The sequence below is a fragment of the Candidatus Margulisiibacteriota bacterium genome (assembly GCA_003242895.1).
Classification (GTDB): domain Bacteria; phylum Margulisbacteria; class Riflemargulisbacteria; order GWF2-39-127; family GWF2-39-127; genus GWF2-39-127.
Map to the genome: position 1 here is coordinate 1 of QKMY01000020.1, position 14537 is coordinate 14537.

Sequence of the window (14537 nt, forward strand, 5' to 3'; positions counted from 1 at the left end):
TAAGTTGATCTGCTATTATTTCCATAAGGGAATTCCTTTCTTGATATAGTCTGATTAACTAATATCTTATCAGGAATTCCCCCATCTTTGATGTACAGCCTTTTAAATGATTTGATTCGTTGAAATACATGATATTGACAAAATCTATTAATAGTAGTTAAGCTTATAGTGGGTCCGGAATGTTTTTAAAATAATTCCGGAGGTTAATTACAATTAATAGGCGGGCCACTATTATAGTTAAGCTATGGTAGTGGCTATTTTTTTATCTATACATAGTTTATCAGCAATAAAACTCTTATTAATTATATAACAAAGTGTCTGTGAAAGATATTAAGGGTGCTATCGCATGAAAAATAAAAAAGTAATTTTGGGAGGAAATAACTATATGAAGAAAAGATTTATTGCAACTATGATAATACTGACATTTGTACTTTCTAACTATGGATTTAGTGCGACAAGGACATACCAAAAAGTAACCAGAAAGAATGTTAAAGTTGTGCCGAAATCCGAAATACAAACAACATACAAGGATATTACTGACTTGAATACAAATACTGCACCTGCAAAGCCACCACTCCAAGAAGAGCCAAAGAAGGAAACTGAACCAGAAGAAACGATCACACAAGCGCCAGAACAAAAAAAGCCAGAACCACCTATATCACCGGATCTACCAGCTTTACAGTTTGGCATAAGGACAGGAGCGATTGCCCCAGCTTTTGGCATTATTGCTGATGCGACGGTGCTTCCCGTAGCATTATCTGAGACAGTGGCTCTTTTTTCACGTGTTAGTGTTGGCATGGCGCAGGAGAGAAGTGCAAGTTCCACCGTAGCATATATTAATGAGCTTATCAGGTTCAAAAACCAGAATAACCCGATAGCCTTCTATGCTGGTGCGGGAATAAACATACCCTTTGCAACTGGTGCAAGTACCGGATTTAATATCGTCCTTGGAGTAGAGCGAAAACTTTCGTTCTTAGGAATGAAAGATGAGGCTGTTTTCCTGGAAACAGGTCTGAACAGCTTCAAATCAGATGACACAAACAATTCTTTGATCAACTTCCTTGGAGGCTATATGTTCTCCTTTTAGTTCCCTATGGCACTGGGGTCCCCTTCTCAACCCCAGTGCACATCTAATTCTGTAAGGATAATCAGTATGCTTGAAGAACCAATAGAACATAAAAAAAGACAATCGGTTACAGATTTTGCTATTTTTCTTGTGATACCTTTACTCGCATATCTGATTACATTTGCTTATCGTGTAGGCTTTGCCCATTTCCTAAGACTCTCTTATATTAGTGTTTCTATTAATGCGATATCTATATACGTTACCACCATATTGCTTAGTACTATAGTACTCATGATACTGTTTGTCCGGGATGTTATTTTTCGGATTTTTCCAGAATTACGACAGATTACCTATATTTGTTTCCGAAGAATAATTATTCCTATCATGATTATTGGGTCTTTTTTGTTTCTTCACCGACTGTCATGGAATCATCAGTTGCAATTGATTGCTCTCTCATTTTGTATACTTTTTCTCTTACTCCTTTTTCTCATTAGTGAATTTGGCAGACCTCATAAAAGTTTTAAATTAGAAGACGGAGATATTATCAAAAAGCCAGCCGGCCTAGTTTTAAGTTGCCTCTATAATTCGATTGGCAAAAAGACTCTCTTTGTCATTCTCTGTATGTGGATTGTCTTATCTCTTTCGTATGTTGCCGGTAGAGCCACTGCTATGAAAAAGACCGGACCAACTGCCATAGCTATACAGTTCCAAAAGACTATTTGGGTTGCCTGATTTAAGAAAGGATTATATGGCGATTATAAATAAGACTTGTTTATTAACTCTTCTAATACCTTGGAGTCTCGTAATTCTAGTTATTGCCAGGGTTCTGCGTATGAAAAGAAAATCAGATTCTAGCGATTCACTGACCTCAGAGTTAAAACCTGAACTTTTAAAAAAAATCATTATTATGCACAAGAAATAAAAAGTAATTACAATGAATATGCTCGTTATTTCATCACTTATACTTATAATATCTTATCTTTTTATAGCCTGGGAGAAATTTCCTAAGACCACCGTCGCGATGCTTGGCGCAGCGCTCATGCTCATGATTGACCATACCCCAGCAGCAAAAGTCTTTGCTCATATAGATTTTGCTGTGATATTTCTACTCATAAGCATGATGATTATTGTCCATATAACCAGCCGAAGCGGTGTATTTAATTGGTTAGGAATTGAGATGCTGAAACATACCAAAGGCAGTCCCAAGCTAATACTATTCTCTTTAGCAATGTTTACTGCCTTTTTTTCTGCGCTTCTTGATAATGTTACAACTGTAGTGCTTATTCTACCGATTACTTATACTATCGCAAGAGAATTGAAAATTGATCCTATTCCATTCCTGATAACAGAAATTATTGCCTCCAATATCGGAGGAACTGCGACCCTTATTGGAGATCCGCCTAACATCATCATCGGTTCAGCAGCCGGTCTGACCTTTATGGATTTTGTCAGAGAATTGACTCCAGTGATTATTATTATACTCATTATTAGTGTCTTGGTACTGCTGTATATGTTCCGCAAAGATTTACAATCAAGTGTTGAACTTATGGAAAAGGTTGCCTGTCTTGATAATTCAAAGACGATAACCAATAAACCACTAATGATAAGGTCCCTCATAGTGTTATTACTGGTGATCGCAGGATTTATGCTGCACGAAATTATCCATATCGATGCTTATGTCATAGCCCTGTTCGGGGCAAGCATACTCATGCTCTTTGAGACACCACGCCAAGTCATGCACGAAGTTGAATGGACAACCATCTTTTTTTTCATAGGATTATTCATAATTATCGGCTCCTTTGCGGAACATGGTGGAGTTAAGTTACTGGCAAGTCAGGTTCTAACGCTCACACAAGGCGACCAAAAGTCAACTGCTATGCTTATTCTCTGGGCATCAGGGGTTTTTTCTGCAATAATTGATAATATTCCCTACACAGTAACCATGGTTCCTCTAATAAACGAGTTGAAAGCAAGTATGGATGTATATCCCCTCTGGTGGAGCCTTTCTCTCGGGGCATGCTTAGGTGGTAATGCCACCATCATCGGTGCTGCGGCAAATGTAATCATTGCTGAATCGGCTCATGCGTTCGGCTGTAAGATTTCTTTTTGGCGATTCCTGAAATACGGACTATTAATAACCTTTATTTCCTTTGTTATTAGTTCAATATTCTTATATATAAGATTTTTCCAATAACCAGGAAATTAATAAAACAGCTTACCAGAAAATAGTTTTTGATATAAAACAAGTAATTCCAGCACCGCAAATACCAACACGGTCTAAAGAATAGCTCGTTAACAGTAAGCTATTAGTCTTTATAGATGTTGTTTCTTATTGAAATACCAGATCGATTTATGGGTAAAGCATTAATAAACAGGAATATTCTGTTTGAACATCTCGGCAATAATATTCTCCATCGAGTATAGGCCAGCGGGCTGATTAACAAGCCATTTTGACGCAAATATTGCTCCCTGACCAAATACCGCACGATTAAAACTCTCATGAACAAGGCGCATCGTTTGGTTGGGTAGTCCAAAAATGATTTCGTGACGGCCTACAATACCGCCAACTCGAATTGAATTAATATGTTCTTGTTCGCTCAAGTTAAGTGCTTTAGCTATTTTCTTTGCTGTACCGGATACTTCTTTCTTTTCCCTGAAGTGTTCCTCAACGATTTCAATATCAGCATGCGGCGCAATTTTCTGAAGAATTTGTCCAGCAATTAACAGCACATTAACCCCAAGAGTAATATTGGGAGAATATAAAACCGGTGTTTGTGAACTTAATGATTTAAGCAGATCAAGGTCTTGCTGTTCGTACTTCGAGATGGCTGATACAATCCTTGTTCCCTGGTAAGCTGCTGGGGCATAGGAATAGATCCCAGTGGAACTGGAGAAATCAATAATAAGATCGGTATGATTTTTTACGTAGAAATCCTCAGTAATATCATCTATGGAATAAATCTCTCCACGGTCGAATTCAAAGCCAAGTAATCGGCTGGCATATTTGTGATTATCAGTACGACTCTCGCGGATGACCCATGAAAGGTGAAACTCATCGCTTTTTAAGAATTCTCCGGCAACAAGTCTGCCTGTTTTTCCAAAACCAAATACTCCCACAGTTAGTTTTTTCATTTATGCTCTCCTCGAAAATTATATTGCTTCCCAGATATTAGCAAGCATAAAAAAAGACCACTATCAAAACATAAAAATATGTTTTGATAGTGGCCCGCCTATCTTCTATTATCCTTCAGAGTTAATTTGTGGATGAACTCTGAACCCACTTTTATGATATTTTACCGGATTGAATTTGTCAAATCCTGCGACTGACGAAATCAACATTAATAACCCTGGCTCAATTTACTTTTTTTATGAACTGCGTATAATGCGTGCCAGGGAGGTGATGACACCTGAACACCAATACTTTTTTAGTCCGTAACCCTTCCTACCGGGGTATCGTTTACTTTTATACGAGGAGGAACTTTATGAAACAGCCTATTATGCAATGTATGCTTTTATTTTTAGGAATATTCCTTATAACAGCCTGCACAAGACAGGCAAGTGTAAAAACAGTTGAGCCTAATGCTGCAGCGTTTATTAATCCTGCAAACAAGAGCAAGGTAACTGGATTACTCTCGTTCAGACAGACGGACAATGGTGTTAGAATTAGCGGAACAATAACTGGGCTAACACCTGGGGTTCACGGTATCCACATCCATGAGTATGGCACCTGCAATGCAGATGCAAGTGCCGCGGGAGGTCATTTCAATCCAAACAAATCCCAGCATGGTTCTCCAGCTTCAAAGAGCAGACATGCCGGGGACCTTGGCAATATAACTGCTAACCAGAAAGGTGTCGCCTCAGTCAATACTATTGGCAAACACATCTCATTAGGAGGCAATAATAACGTTATTGGGCGTGCCATCGTTATTCATGAACGGGCAGACGATTATATAACCCAACCCTCAGGTAACTCAGGAAAACCTATAGGTTGTGGAACTATCGGAATAGCAAAACAACGAGAACAGTCCAATGCGAAAGCAAAATAAAAAAGAGGACAGACCGCAGATTTTATTCTCATCAAAAGCTCAAAAGAACTCTCCGGGTTCAAAGCCTATAAGGGATTGACAGAATTCGCACTCATTTATTATGATATGAATGGGTCTGGTATATGCGTTGCAAAATGCTCCGAAAATTAAACATAATCGACTATCGGGACTCTACCAAAACTAAGCTTTGAGTCGCAGTTTTTTGTTTCTGTCACAACTAAAAAATCGTTACTATTATTTCTATAGAGCAAAAGGAGGTGTCACAATTAATAGCGTTTTTTAGCTCGGATACTGCAAGAAATAACAAAACAGCTAAAAAGCAATAAACGTATTGATTGTGACATCGTCAGTAGACAACGGACAATATTATTTGTTACGAGATTAAGCATGGAGGATAAATATGTATAGAAAAATTATTATAACAGCCTTAGTATTAACTTTTGCACTATCAAACTATGGTTTCAGCGCAACAAGGACGTATCAGAAAGTTACCAGAAAAGCAGTCGAAATATTACCAAAAACGACAACAACAAAAACACCCTATCTTACTCAGGATATAAAAACAAATACTGCCCCCGCTAAACCACCGACAAAAGAAGAGCCTAAAAAAGAGGTAATACAAGAAGTTGCAGATGTTAAAGATCCAATTCCAGCACAACCAGTTGTAGTTAAGAGTGTTCGTGATCCATTGCCGGATTTTCAACTTGGACTCAGAATCGGCGCGATTGCTCCAGCATTTGGTATAATTGCGGACGCTACTGTGCTTCCGGTTGTTTTATCTGATACTACAGCATTGTTTACTCGAATTAGTGTCGGTACTGCCCAAGATGGCAGTACTAGCTCGACGGTAGCTTATATCACTGAGCTCGTCAGGTTCAAGAAATCGAAAGACCCAATGGCGTTCTACGCAGGTGCTGGAATCAATCTTCCTTTTGCCTCCGGAGCAAATGCCGGGTATAACATTGTATTAGGAGTAGAAAGAAGTATATCGTTTTTAGATATGAAAAATGAAGCTGTCTTCCTGGAAACGGGACTAAACAGTTTTAAAGCAAAAAATGTCGAAAAATCGATGCTGAACTTCCTTGGCGGATATAAGTTTTCATTCTAACTTTCATGAGGCACTGAGGACATTTCCCGGTGCCTCTATTTCTTATCTGGCAGAAACGATTATCTTACATTGAAGTGCATCAAAAAACCTGCTTCTTCGCGGGCGGTTAGGACGTTTGCTTATTCACCCGGCAATTATTAGCTCATTTTCTATTTCTGTAGTATATGTTACTATTATAATTCATGAAAAAGCATAAAGTTATTAATTTCTCTGCATTTAGCAAAAAAGAAAATCTCTTGAGAGAACTTCTGGCAACTTCTCCTTTCTCAAAAGCTGCCTATCAAAAAATAGACGAATTGACCAAAGAAGCTGATATTGACAATTTTCTTACCATTAAATTAAAATCGGCAAGCATAGACTCCATAGACTTAATCGGCTTTATTATAGAATCTTATGGAAAAGTACCGGCATCTCTGTCTCTGACCGACTATCTTAATAACGAAACCTATAGCTATTACCAAAAACACAGAGTTTACAAAATGGCGGAATTCTTTAAGCTTTCAGAGATTGCCGAGCCAAAAAAATCACCCCGTTATGAGCCGGGAAATGACATAAAAAAAACCAGTTTGCTCGAAATGCTCGATATCTCAGAACAAGGAGATATGCAAGCTGCCAGCGTCGTCAATACTCTTCTCGATTCTGCAAAGGCCCAAATACTGGACATGATCGACTATATTGGTAATTTCGACGATCCCCGAACTTTTAATCTATTAAAATTTTTTGGGGTTGATTCAGATAATGATATAAAAATATCTGCGATTTCGCAGCTGGGCTTTATTAAAAACAAACAATCATTAGCCTATTTAGCTAACTTTTTAGAGACTTCCGGTGACAATAAGGACATTGAGTTAGCTTGTATACAGTCTTTGCAGAAAATTGTTTATTCAAGGGAAATAGACCTCTCTTCGGTTACCCCCTACCTCGAATAGCTCTTTCTATCTCCTTATCGCTATCTTTCTTTTTCATATCTTCGCGTTTATCATAGAGCTTCTTAGCTTTGCAAAGTGCAAGGTCTACTTTTACTTTGTTCCCTTTCCAGTGTAGATTGAGAGGAATAAGCGTAAGTCCTTTTTCTTTAATTTTCCCAAATAATTTTCTTATTTCGTTACTATGAAGAAGCAACTTTCTTTCTCTTGCCGGAGGTGGATTAAACATGTTTCCCTGTTCATAAGGATTAACATGCATGTTAGTAATCCAGACTTCGCCATTCACTACCCGGGCGAAACTATCGTTAAGGTTCACCTGATGATGCCGAATGGACTTTACCTCAGTTCCAGAAAGTACAATACCGGCTTCGTACGTCTCAATTATCGAATAATTAAACCGGGCTTTACGATTATCAGTAATAAGATACGGTGTTTTCTTGTCGTTCATATACACTCTACCATGCCAGGGAAATTGTCTGGTCTTAATACATTGTATCCCAACTATACTACTATACATCAAAAATTGACAATATCATTTTAAAAATGCTACTATTCTTTATAGTTCAGAGGAAACCGGACATGAAAAAATATCTATCAATCTTAATTAGCCTACTAATCAGCATATTATTATTACTGTCGCTCTCATCTTGCTCTAACGTACAAAGCCAGGTAACTCCCAGGTTGCAAGGGTTTGACCAGATACCTGCACAGGTAGATCTGCTTGCTGATGACGGCAAATTTGTAAAAACCGAACTTCCGGCTGTGAATATAAAGGCCGAGGTGAATACGCCTTCTAATCCTTTAAGCATAATACGGACAGAGAACCTCCCGGGAATAACAATAACCTCATACAAAGTCAAACTCTCCTACCAGAATACAACACTTTCTTCCACACCAATCCCCGAATACTCAACAAAAACTACAGTATATATTAAACCAAATGAGACCGTAAAGTTTTCTTTTCCATTCTTCAATGACCAACAGTGGAAATTGATCCTAAATACTTATGCTGTAAACAACCTGTCAGATCAGAGTGTTTATAGTTGGTTTATCGGGGTAAATGCTTCTATAACATTCTATGGACATGACGATGCCGGAAATGACTTTGAGATCCCAGGGTCATTTACTGCATCCTTTGGAAATATATACTAATTAGCTCTGTCTCCGAAAAAATCTCAACAATAACAAACTCGAGTAAACGCCTCTTAGATTTCATATCCGACAAGCATCCGAACTACATCCATGATATAATAACAAATGGATCAAATGCCTTGTATAGCTTAGCGTAGACGAAAATACGATAGCTATGGGCCTGATTATATAATAAGGGGCAATGGAGCTAGTAATGGACATATATTATTTTATGATACAAGCTGAACCATTAGATTGTAATACTGAAAAAGCACAACATTTAGGGGCATACGTGAATTGCTGGGTAAAAGCTGAGAATAGTGATAGCGCAATTGAACAGGCCTGCGGATATATTAATAATGAAGAATGGAAGCCGCTTAAAGTTGAAGAACACTTTATTCCAGAGAGAGCCGAGTACTTAGAACAAGGGCTTGAAGCCTCTTTAAAATGCTATGATCAGGCGGTTGAAGAAGGCATTAGTGGAATATTTTACTGTTACACTGAAGAAGACTGCTAATTTCAATACCTTACCTGGCGGCAGCTGAAGCTAGATTTGATGCGCCAGGAGAATAATTCAAATAGTTGTCTACCGCTATAACATAGAAGCTGTAGACTTGGCCTGAATTTAACCCGGTTATTATATAAGGACCTGCCTTTATCACGGTTTCATCTCTTAGGAGCTGATACGTACCACCTATCAAACAATACAATCGATATCCTGCAAGGTCCCTCTCGGAGTTCCCATTCCAGGATAAAATAATTGAGCCTGTATCTATTCCGGTTCCAGCAGAAAGTCCAGTAACATTAACAGGCGACTGATTATTAGTATAATAACGCTGACACATCACGCTCTCGTTACCGGAAAAATCATACGAACTTATCCGATACCAATAATCACTGTTTGGTGCTGTCGTGGCATCTAAATAGGAAGTGTGTCCAGTTTTTCCAATATAATGGTACACCCCTTCATAATTGGAATCACCATCTGCTCTGTAGACCTTATATCCGGCAATATCAGTCTCTCCGTTTTCAGCCCAGGATAGCATCATAGTTGAATTAACCGGGCTATATCCGCGAACCCCCAAACTTGCAGGAATTGCTGGAGCAATATTATCTAAGGAACTTACGGTCCCTGATTGTAAGGACTCTTTTCCATCTTTCGAGATAGCTGTGATCTTATACCAATACTGAACTCCAATCCCCCGGTCAGTATAGGTCGTAGTGTTCGCTGACACTTCTTGATACCGAGTATTGAATGGCCCGGCCTCTGCTATTGACCGATATATTCTATAGCCGGACAAATTATTCCCTATCGCACTTCCATCCATGTAGGTTGTAACAGCGTTCCAGGTAAGAATAATTTCGGCTATCTGGGTGTTAACATAAATGCCGGCAGGAATTGCAGGAGTAATCGTCGGATCAACGGTAACCGGCTGCTGATATGCACCAGAATTGTTGTTCTGGTTATTATTATTGTTATTATTCTGGGTTACATTGCTTGTCGGGTAATTGATATAAAATAGCCAGGAATATCCGGACTCATCAGTACCGTCACTCACTTTTGCTGTAATTGATATAATATCGCTATTTCCAGTGAAGTTAGGCGCCGTCCAACTTACAGACGTTGTATTCGTTGCCGAAAGCATTCCCGCTGAGCATTCCCATAAGTAAGTAAGGCTATCGCCATTAGCATCAGTGGCGGCAAAATTCAATGAGACCCCCTGTCCATCAATAACGTAGAGATTTGGTTTGGCAACACTAATTATTATCGGAGCGGTATTTCCTGAGCTTTTTGTTATTTGACCGCAACCAGTTACCGTTAACAACAGAATCGCACATAAAAGATACCAGTATAACTTCATATACTATCCTTTTTTGCATCAGATAATAGAATATAATTGGGATGAACGCCCTTTTCTCTTAATCATAACAAAAGTAAAAATATTAATCAAATAATATGAATGGGTGAGCCAATTCGATGCGTTAGCGAAGGCTCTACAAAGGATTTATTTTTCCGCAGACATTATCAGGAATCCAGCCGTTAAAACCATTATCAAGCGTTATTCTCGTCCAGCCGGAATTGGTTTCTTTGACAATCGAAAACTTAAATCCTTCATGGACCACGAAAAGTGTCTGGAAGCTCTCGCCCGGACCGCTTCGAACGTCCACTTTTTCTGTAAGGACTATTCCTCGAAGTATATCTGAATAACTGACGTATTTAAAAGAAAACCAGAGACTTGAGAGAATAAATAACGGAATAATGGCATAATAGTAAGTCAATTGTACTCTATGGTTATTCCGATTATTGATAAACACCAGAGCACCCACTAAAAAACTGATTGCCGCCAGCCAGAAAACCCATGAGACTTCATTCATACTGAAATACGCTAGCGTTGTTCGAAGCAACATAGTACCGAATGAATTCGTCGGTTCAACCTTATCTATTACTTTGCTCTGAGCAATCAGCAGATTATCTTTAATATCCTTGTCCCTAGGTGCGAGCAGCAACGCCTTTTCATAATAAAGGATCGATTTCCCTATATTTCCTTGTTTATAAAAAGTATTACCGAGATTATAAAACAAACCTGCATTCTTGATACCGTAGTTATCTGCCAATTCAAGGTATAATTGTCCCGCCTTGCCATAATCCTGACTTTTGTAATAATCATTCGCAGTTTTAAACGTGGCAGTTGCATCGGCAAATACACAATTGGTTGCAGTAACCATCAAAAACAGAATAAAAAGAAAAGAGAACTTTTTCATAACATCACCTTCGAAAATATTTATCGATCTCAGTCAATACCATACGGGTTTCATTGTACATTTCCTGCAGTTCATTATTATGAGAATTTTTTCCGCCATACCGGCTTATATCACACAAATCCAGTATTGAAATAAGCTTTTTAATTACCTCTTGCGGCACTCCAAGTCCACTGCACTTATCAACGATCTCAGTCTTGGTAAGGCCCTGAGATGATACTCCGAATTTATCGGCGACAGCAATAGTTACAGCCTCATTTATAAGCAGATAGAACTCCGCCGGTGTATTTTCTTTCATCGGCTTCCTGGCTTTCTGTAATATCCCCAATCCTTTGCTGACGGCATTTCTCATACGCAAAGAATCGGAGTTCTTGTAACGCAAATGCTTTGCAAAAAGATACAAGATATTGATAAAAAGAACAGATATCCCAAACAATAACGATAATTTAAAAAATAAAGATTGATTGAAACTGGCAACAGGCTCAAGCCGGGACGTTTCTTTAATATAATTAAGATCTTCTTTCAGCTCATTTATAGTTTTCTTGTTAACGAGTCCAGATGAATCCGCAGTCTGTTTATTATTACCGCTGCCCTTTATAACGGTTATCGCTGGCATATCTATAGCGGAGGTAATATATTTTTTTTTGCTGACAGAGAAATAGGTAAAACTAACCGGATCGAGCTTATAGGTGCCGGCAACTCCGGGAATTAAAATAATCGAGGCCTTCTTCACCCCTCGCAACTTGTCTCCATCTACTTTTACATCGACAGATTCTTTAGAATCGAACTTTTTAATGTCTTCAGGCAACACGAGTTCAGGTAGCATAACGTCTTTGACATTTCCCTCACCTTCAACTTCTACCACAGCATTAATAACATCGCCGACAGCTACCTTCGTCGCATCAACGCTGACAGAAAACCGGTAATCGCCAATACCGCCGCGCGCATTTCCCTGAGACACGGATGGTAAAGGCAGAACCATTATTGTAAGAGGTTTTGAGAGAACTTCTTGAGCCGGATCAAAATAGCTCATTTGCAGGGTAACTTTTGCCGGATCAATGCTAATCGCATTTGTTTGATATGCAGGAACGATTATCGCTCTGACTTCATCAACTATATAGTCATGATTACCTCTCGTCTCCTGATAAGTCCTTGTACTTTTATCTTTATCAAGAGGATAGGTCACAAATCCTTTGAAAAGCGGAGGTCGATAACTCACATCCCCAAAAATCCTTATTCTTCGATAAAACTTCGCTTTATAAATTATCTGCTCACCTACGTAGGGATCTCTTTTGGAAACACTCGATTCAAGGAATACTTCAGGCATCGAAGCGTTCGACCCCCGTGTATTTTGTTGAACTGAACTTGGAGAAATGACAGCCCGCGATTGCCCGGAAGATACCACTTTCAGGACAAGCTCTTTTGTTTGATAATTTTTATTGGCAATAGTAAACTGAAATGAAGGAATTTTGATCGTTCCGGCTTCACGCGGGGCAAGTGTGTATTGGAATTGTTTGCTACTGGAAATTTTTCCGTTAATCCATGAAAACTGGGATGACTGAGATGTATTCATAACCGAGAGTTTATCCAACTTCGGGAGGTCGGGCAAATCAATATTTCCGACATCCCCTTCCAAGGTAAGAGTCAAAACAACGCTTCCATCAAGGCTAATCTCATCGGTCGATAAAGAAGCCGCAACGTTTACCTCACTGTAAGCCATTCCAACAAAAGTGAGCAAAAATAACAATATTAATAAAGGTTTACCAATCTTTCTCAACATTCGTCTCACCCTTTGCAGATTGCTGAAGCTTAGTCGGATTTTGACCTTGCTCTTTTGCTACCATATCAAGTATCCGCTGCGCATCTTCCTTGGATATATCACCTTTTTCAGGAGGTTTTTCATTGTTTTTCTTGTTATCATTTTTATTATTATCATCGTTTCCCTGATTGTTTTTTTTATCTTTCTTCTGCTGATTATTATCTTGTTTGTCACCTTTTGAATCCTGATTATTCTTTTCTTTCATAACTCCTGATTGATTGTTATCTTTATGTTTTTTCCGAACAAATCCTAAGTTATATTTAGCATCCTGGTTCGTATTATCGAGATCGACAGCAGTCTTATACGCCTGGATAGCTTTGTCATATTGCCCGGATTTATAATAGTTGTTACCAAGATTATAGTTTACGATGCTCCGGTTCTTACTGCTCAGTTCAGGCGATGCAACAGCCTCCGACAAATACTTCCCGGCATCCTGATACCGGTTCATTTTATAAAAGGACACACCGGCATTGTTGCCGACCTTAGGATTTTTAGGCTCTTTTGAATATGCTTGCACATAGTGCTCAAGTGCATTCTGATATTCACCGGACCTGTACGACTTGTTCCCTGCGGCTACATCAGAACGTACCGAGGCACAGGCACTGCTGGACATAAATGCGGCTATTAATATAATAAAGATGAGTAAGTTTTTCATTATTAAAAAAAACGTCAGGTCCGTTCCCTCTTTCTCTCAGAAATTAATAACTCAAGCAGCAACAGCATGAAAGCCAGAAATAACGGATATTGATAGCGATCTTCATACTGCTCAGCAAGTTTTGAGCGGATCTCTTTCTGGTCCATGCTTCTAATTTCTTTATAAATCGTATCCAACTCGAATTCCGCCGGACTTGCATGATAATAGCCACCTTCAGTTGTTAGTGCAATATCTTTTAATAGTTTTTCGTTTAATCGAGAAACAATGATAGTCCCATTCCGGTCTTTCTTGTACCCGACCTTTACGCCATCGTTATCGAGCTGAGGAATAGGCTCACCTTGGACACTTCCGATCCCGACAGTAAAGATGATAACTCCTTCTCTCGCAGCTTTTTTGGCTGCCGCAAGAGCATTATTATCAAGGTCCTCGCCATCGGTTATCAGCAAGATGACTTTGTATTTTCTCTCCTTGTTACCGAAGACCAGTAACGAGGTCTCGATTGCTTTGGATATATTTGTCCCAGGCTCAGGAACAGTGTCCGTATCGATATTATTCACGAACAAGGAGGCTGCCTCATAATCGATAGTCAGGGGACATTGAATAAACGCGTTGCCGGAAAACGCTATAATGCCAATTCTATCCCCACGAAGTTTGTTCACAAATGATTTGATCTCATGCTTTGCTTTAATGAGACGGTTGGGCTTGATATCTTCGGTCAACATGCTCTTTGAAGTATCAACTGCAACAACAACATCCAGTCCTTTTCTGGTCACCGGCTGCATCTTAAATCCGTATTGGGGCCGGGCTATTGCAAGAATTAACAGTCCTAGTACCGCTATGCGCAACACATATTTGATTGTAGTTTTCTGCCGGCTTTTATTTGCATACATCTTTTTTACGACTTCAGCATCGCCGATACGTGAAATAAGCCGGGAACTATGACGAACAAACACAATGTACGCCACTATGAATACCGGAATACTCCATAATAAAAACAGATAATAATTATTTGCAAACCGCATACCA

Annotated in this window: 15 protein-coding genes; 8 read left to right on the forward strand and 7 right to left on the reverse strand. The window is 39.0% G+C overall.

Annotation, left to right across the window (positions count from 1 at the left end; all coding sequences use genetic code 11):
- Window positions 1-346: 346 nt before the first annotated feature.
- The 3 genes from DKM50_02100 to DKM50_02110 all read left to right on the forward strand — a co-directional run bounded on the left by DKM50_02100 (window position 347) and on the right by DKM50_02110 (window position 3260).
- Window positions 347-1087: a hypothetical protein gene (locus DKM50_02100; protein PZM83508.1), complete on the forward strand. Its 741-nt coding sequence runs from the start codon at window positions 347-349 to the stop codon at window positions 1085-1087.
- Between the two features lie 66 nt (window positions 1088-1153).
- Window positions 1154-1798 (forward strand): hypothetical protein, encoded by a 645-nt coding sequence (locus tag DKM50_02105; protein PZM83509.1) that lies wholly within the window; start codon window positions 1154-1156, stop codon window positions 1796-1798.
- Window positions 1799-2000: 202 nt separating this feature from the next.
- The gene (locus DKM50_02110; GenBank protein PZM83510.1) at window positions 2001-3260 is read left to right on the forward strand and encodes a hypothetical protein; all 1260 of its coding nucleotides are present in this window, start codon (window positions 2001-2003) and stop codon (window positions 3258-3260) included.
- Between the two features lie 170 nt (window positions 3261-3430).
- Here the strand turns inward: DKM50_02110 and DKM50_02115 are convergent, their stop codons facing one another.
- The gene (locus DKM50_02115; GenBank protein ID PZM83511.1) at window positions 3431-4198 is read right to left on the reverse strand and encodes a dihydrodipicolinate reductase; all 768 of its coding nucleotides are present in this window, start codon (window positions 4196-4198) and stop codon (window positions 3431-3433) included.
- A gap of 350 nt (window positions 4199-4548) precedes the next feature.
- Between DKM50_02115 and DKM50_02120 the strand changes: the two genes are divergently transcribed.
- From DKM50_02120 to DKM50_02130, 3 genes are all read left to right on the forward strand, one after another.
- Complete coding sequence (locus DKM50_02120; GenBank protein ID PZM83512.1) at window positions 4549-5112, forward strand: superoxide dismutase family protein; 564 nt, start codon at window positions 4549-4551, stop codon at window positions 5110-5112.
- A gap of 400 nt (window positions 5113-5512) precedes the next feature.
- Window positions 5513-6220, forward strand: coding sequence for a hypothetical protein (locus DKM50_02125; protein ID PZM83513.1), 708 nt, complete (start codon window positions 5513-5515; stop codon window positions 6218-6220).
- Between the two features lie 182 nt (window positions 6221-6402).
- Window positions 6403-7149, forward strand: a complete 747-nt coding sequence (locus DKM50_02130) for a hypothetical protein (protein PZM83514.1) — start codon at window positions 6403-6405, stop codon at window positions 7147-7149.
- On the opposite strand, the gene DKM50_02135 is transcribed toward DKM50_02130, so the two are convergent.
- Window positions 7130-7594, reverse strand: a complete 465-nt coding sequence (locus DKM50_02135; protein PZM83515.1) for an SsrA-binding protein — start codon at window positions 7592-7594, stop codon at window positions 7130-7132. The genes DKM50_02130 and DKM50_02135 overlap by 20 nt on opposite strands.
- A 131-nt stretch (window positions 7595-7725) precedes the next feature.
- On the opposite strand from DKM50_02135, the gene DKM50_02140 reads away from it, so the two are divergent.
- Together DKM50_02140 and DKM50_02145 are read left to right on the forward strand one after the other, a co-directional pair.
- Window positions 7726-8298: a hypothetical protein gene (locus DKM50_02140; protein PZM83516.1), complete on the forward strand. Its 573-nt coding sequence runs from the start codon at window positions 7726-7728 to the stop codon at window positions 8296-8298.
- A 193-nt stretch (window positions 8299-8491) separates the two neighbouring features.
- Entirely contained in the window at window positions 8492-8794 is a 303-nt protein-coding gene (locus DKM50_02145) for a hypothetical protein (GenBank protein ID PZM83517.1), read from the forward strand.
- 10 nt (window positions 8795-8804) lie between these two features.
- Here DKM50_02145 and DKM50_02150 read toward each other — a convergent pair whose 3' ends face one another.
- The 5 genes from DKM50_02150 to DKM50_02170 all read right to left on the reverse strand — a co-directional run bounded on the left by DKM50_02150 (window position 8805) and on the right by DKM50_02170 (window position 14533).
- Window positions 8805-10139, reverse strand: a complete 1335-nt coding sequence (locus tag DKM50_02150) for a hypothetical protein (protein PZM83518.1) — start codon at window positions 10137-10139, stop codon at window positions 8805-8807.
- A 133-nt stretch (window positions 10140-10272) separates the two neighbouring features.
- Window positions 10273-11040 carry a hypothetical protein gene (locus DKM50_02155; GenBank protein ID PZM83519.1) on the reverse strand — a complete coding sequence of 256 codons (768 nt, stop codon included), beginning with the start codon at window positions 11038-11040 and terminating at the stop codon, window positions 10273-10275.
- 4 nt (window positions 11041-11044) lie between these two features.
- Window positions 11045-12817, reverse strand: a complete 1773-nt coding sequence (locus DKM50_02160; protein ID PZM83520.1) for a hypothetical protein — start codon at window positions 12815-12817, stop codon at window positions 11045-11047.
- The gene (locus tag DKM50_02165; protein PZM83521.1) at window positions 12798-13511 is read right to left on the reverse strand and encodes a hypothetical protein; all 714 of its coding nucleotides are present in this window, start codon (window positions 13509-13511) and stop codon (window positions 12798-12800) included. Before DKM50_02165 ends, DKM50_02160 begins: the two co-directional genes overlap by 20 nt.
- A 14-nt stretch (window positions 13512-13525) precedes the next feature.
- Window positions 13526-14533: a hypothetical protein gene (locus DKM50_02170; protein ID PZM83522.1), complete on the reverse strand. Its 1008-nt coding sequence runs from the start codon at window positions 14531-14533 to the stop codon at window positions 13526-13528.
- Between the last annotated feature and the right edge of the window lie 4 nt (window positions 14534-14537).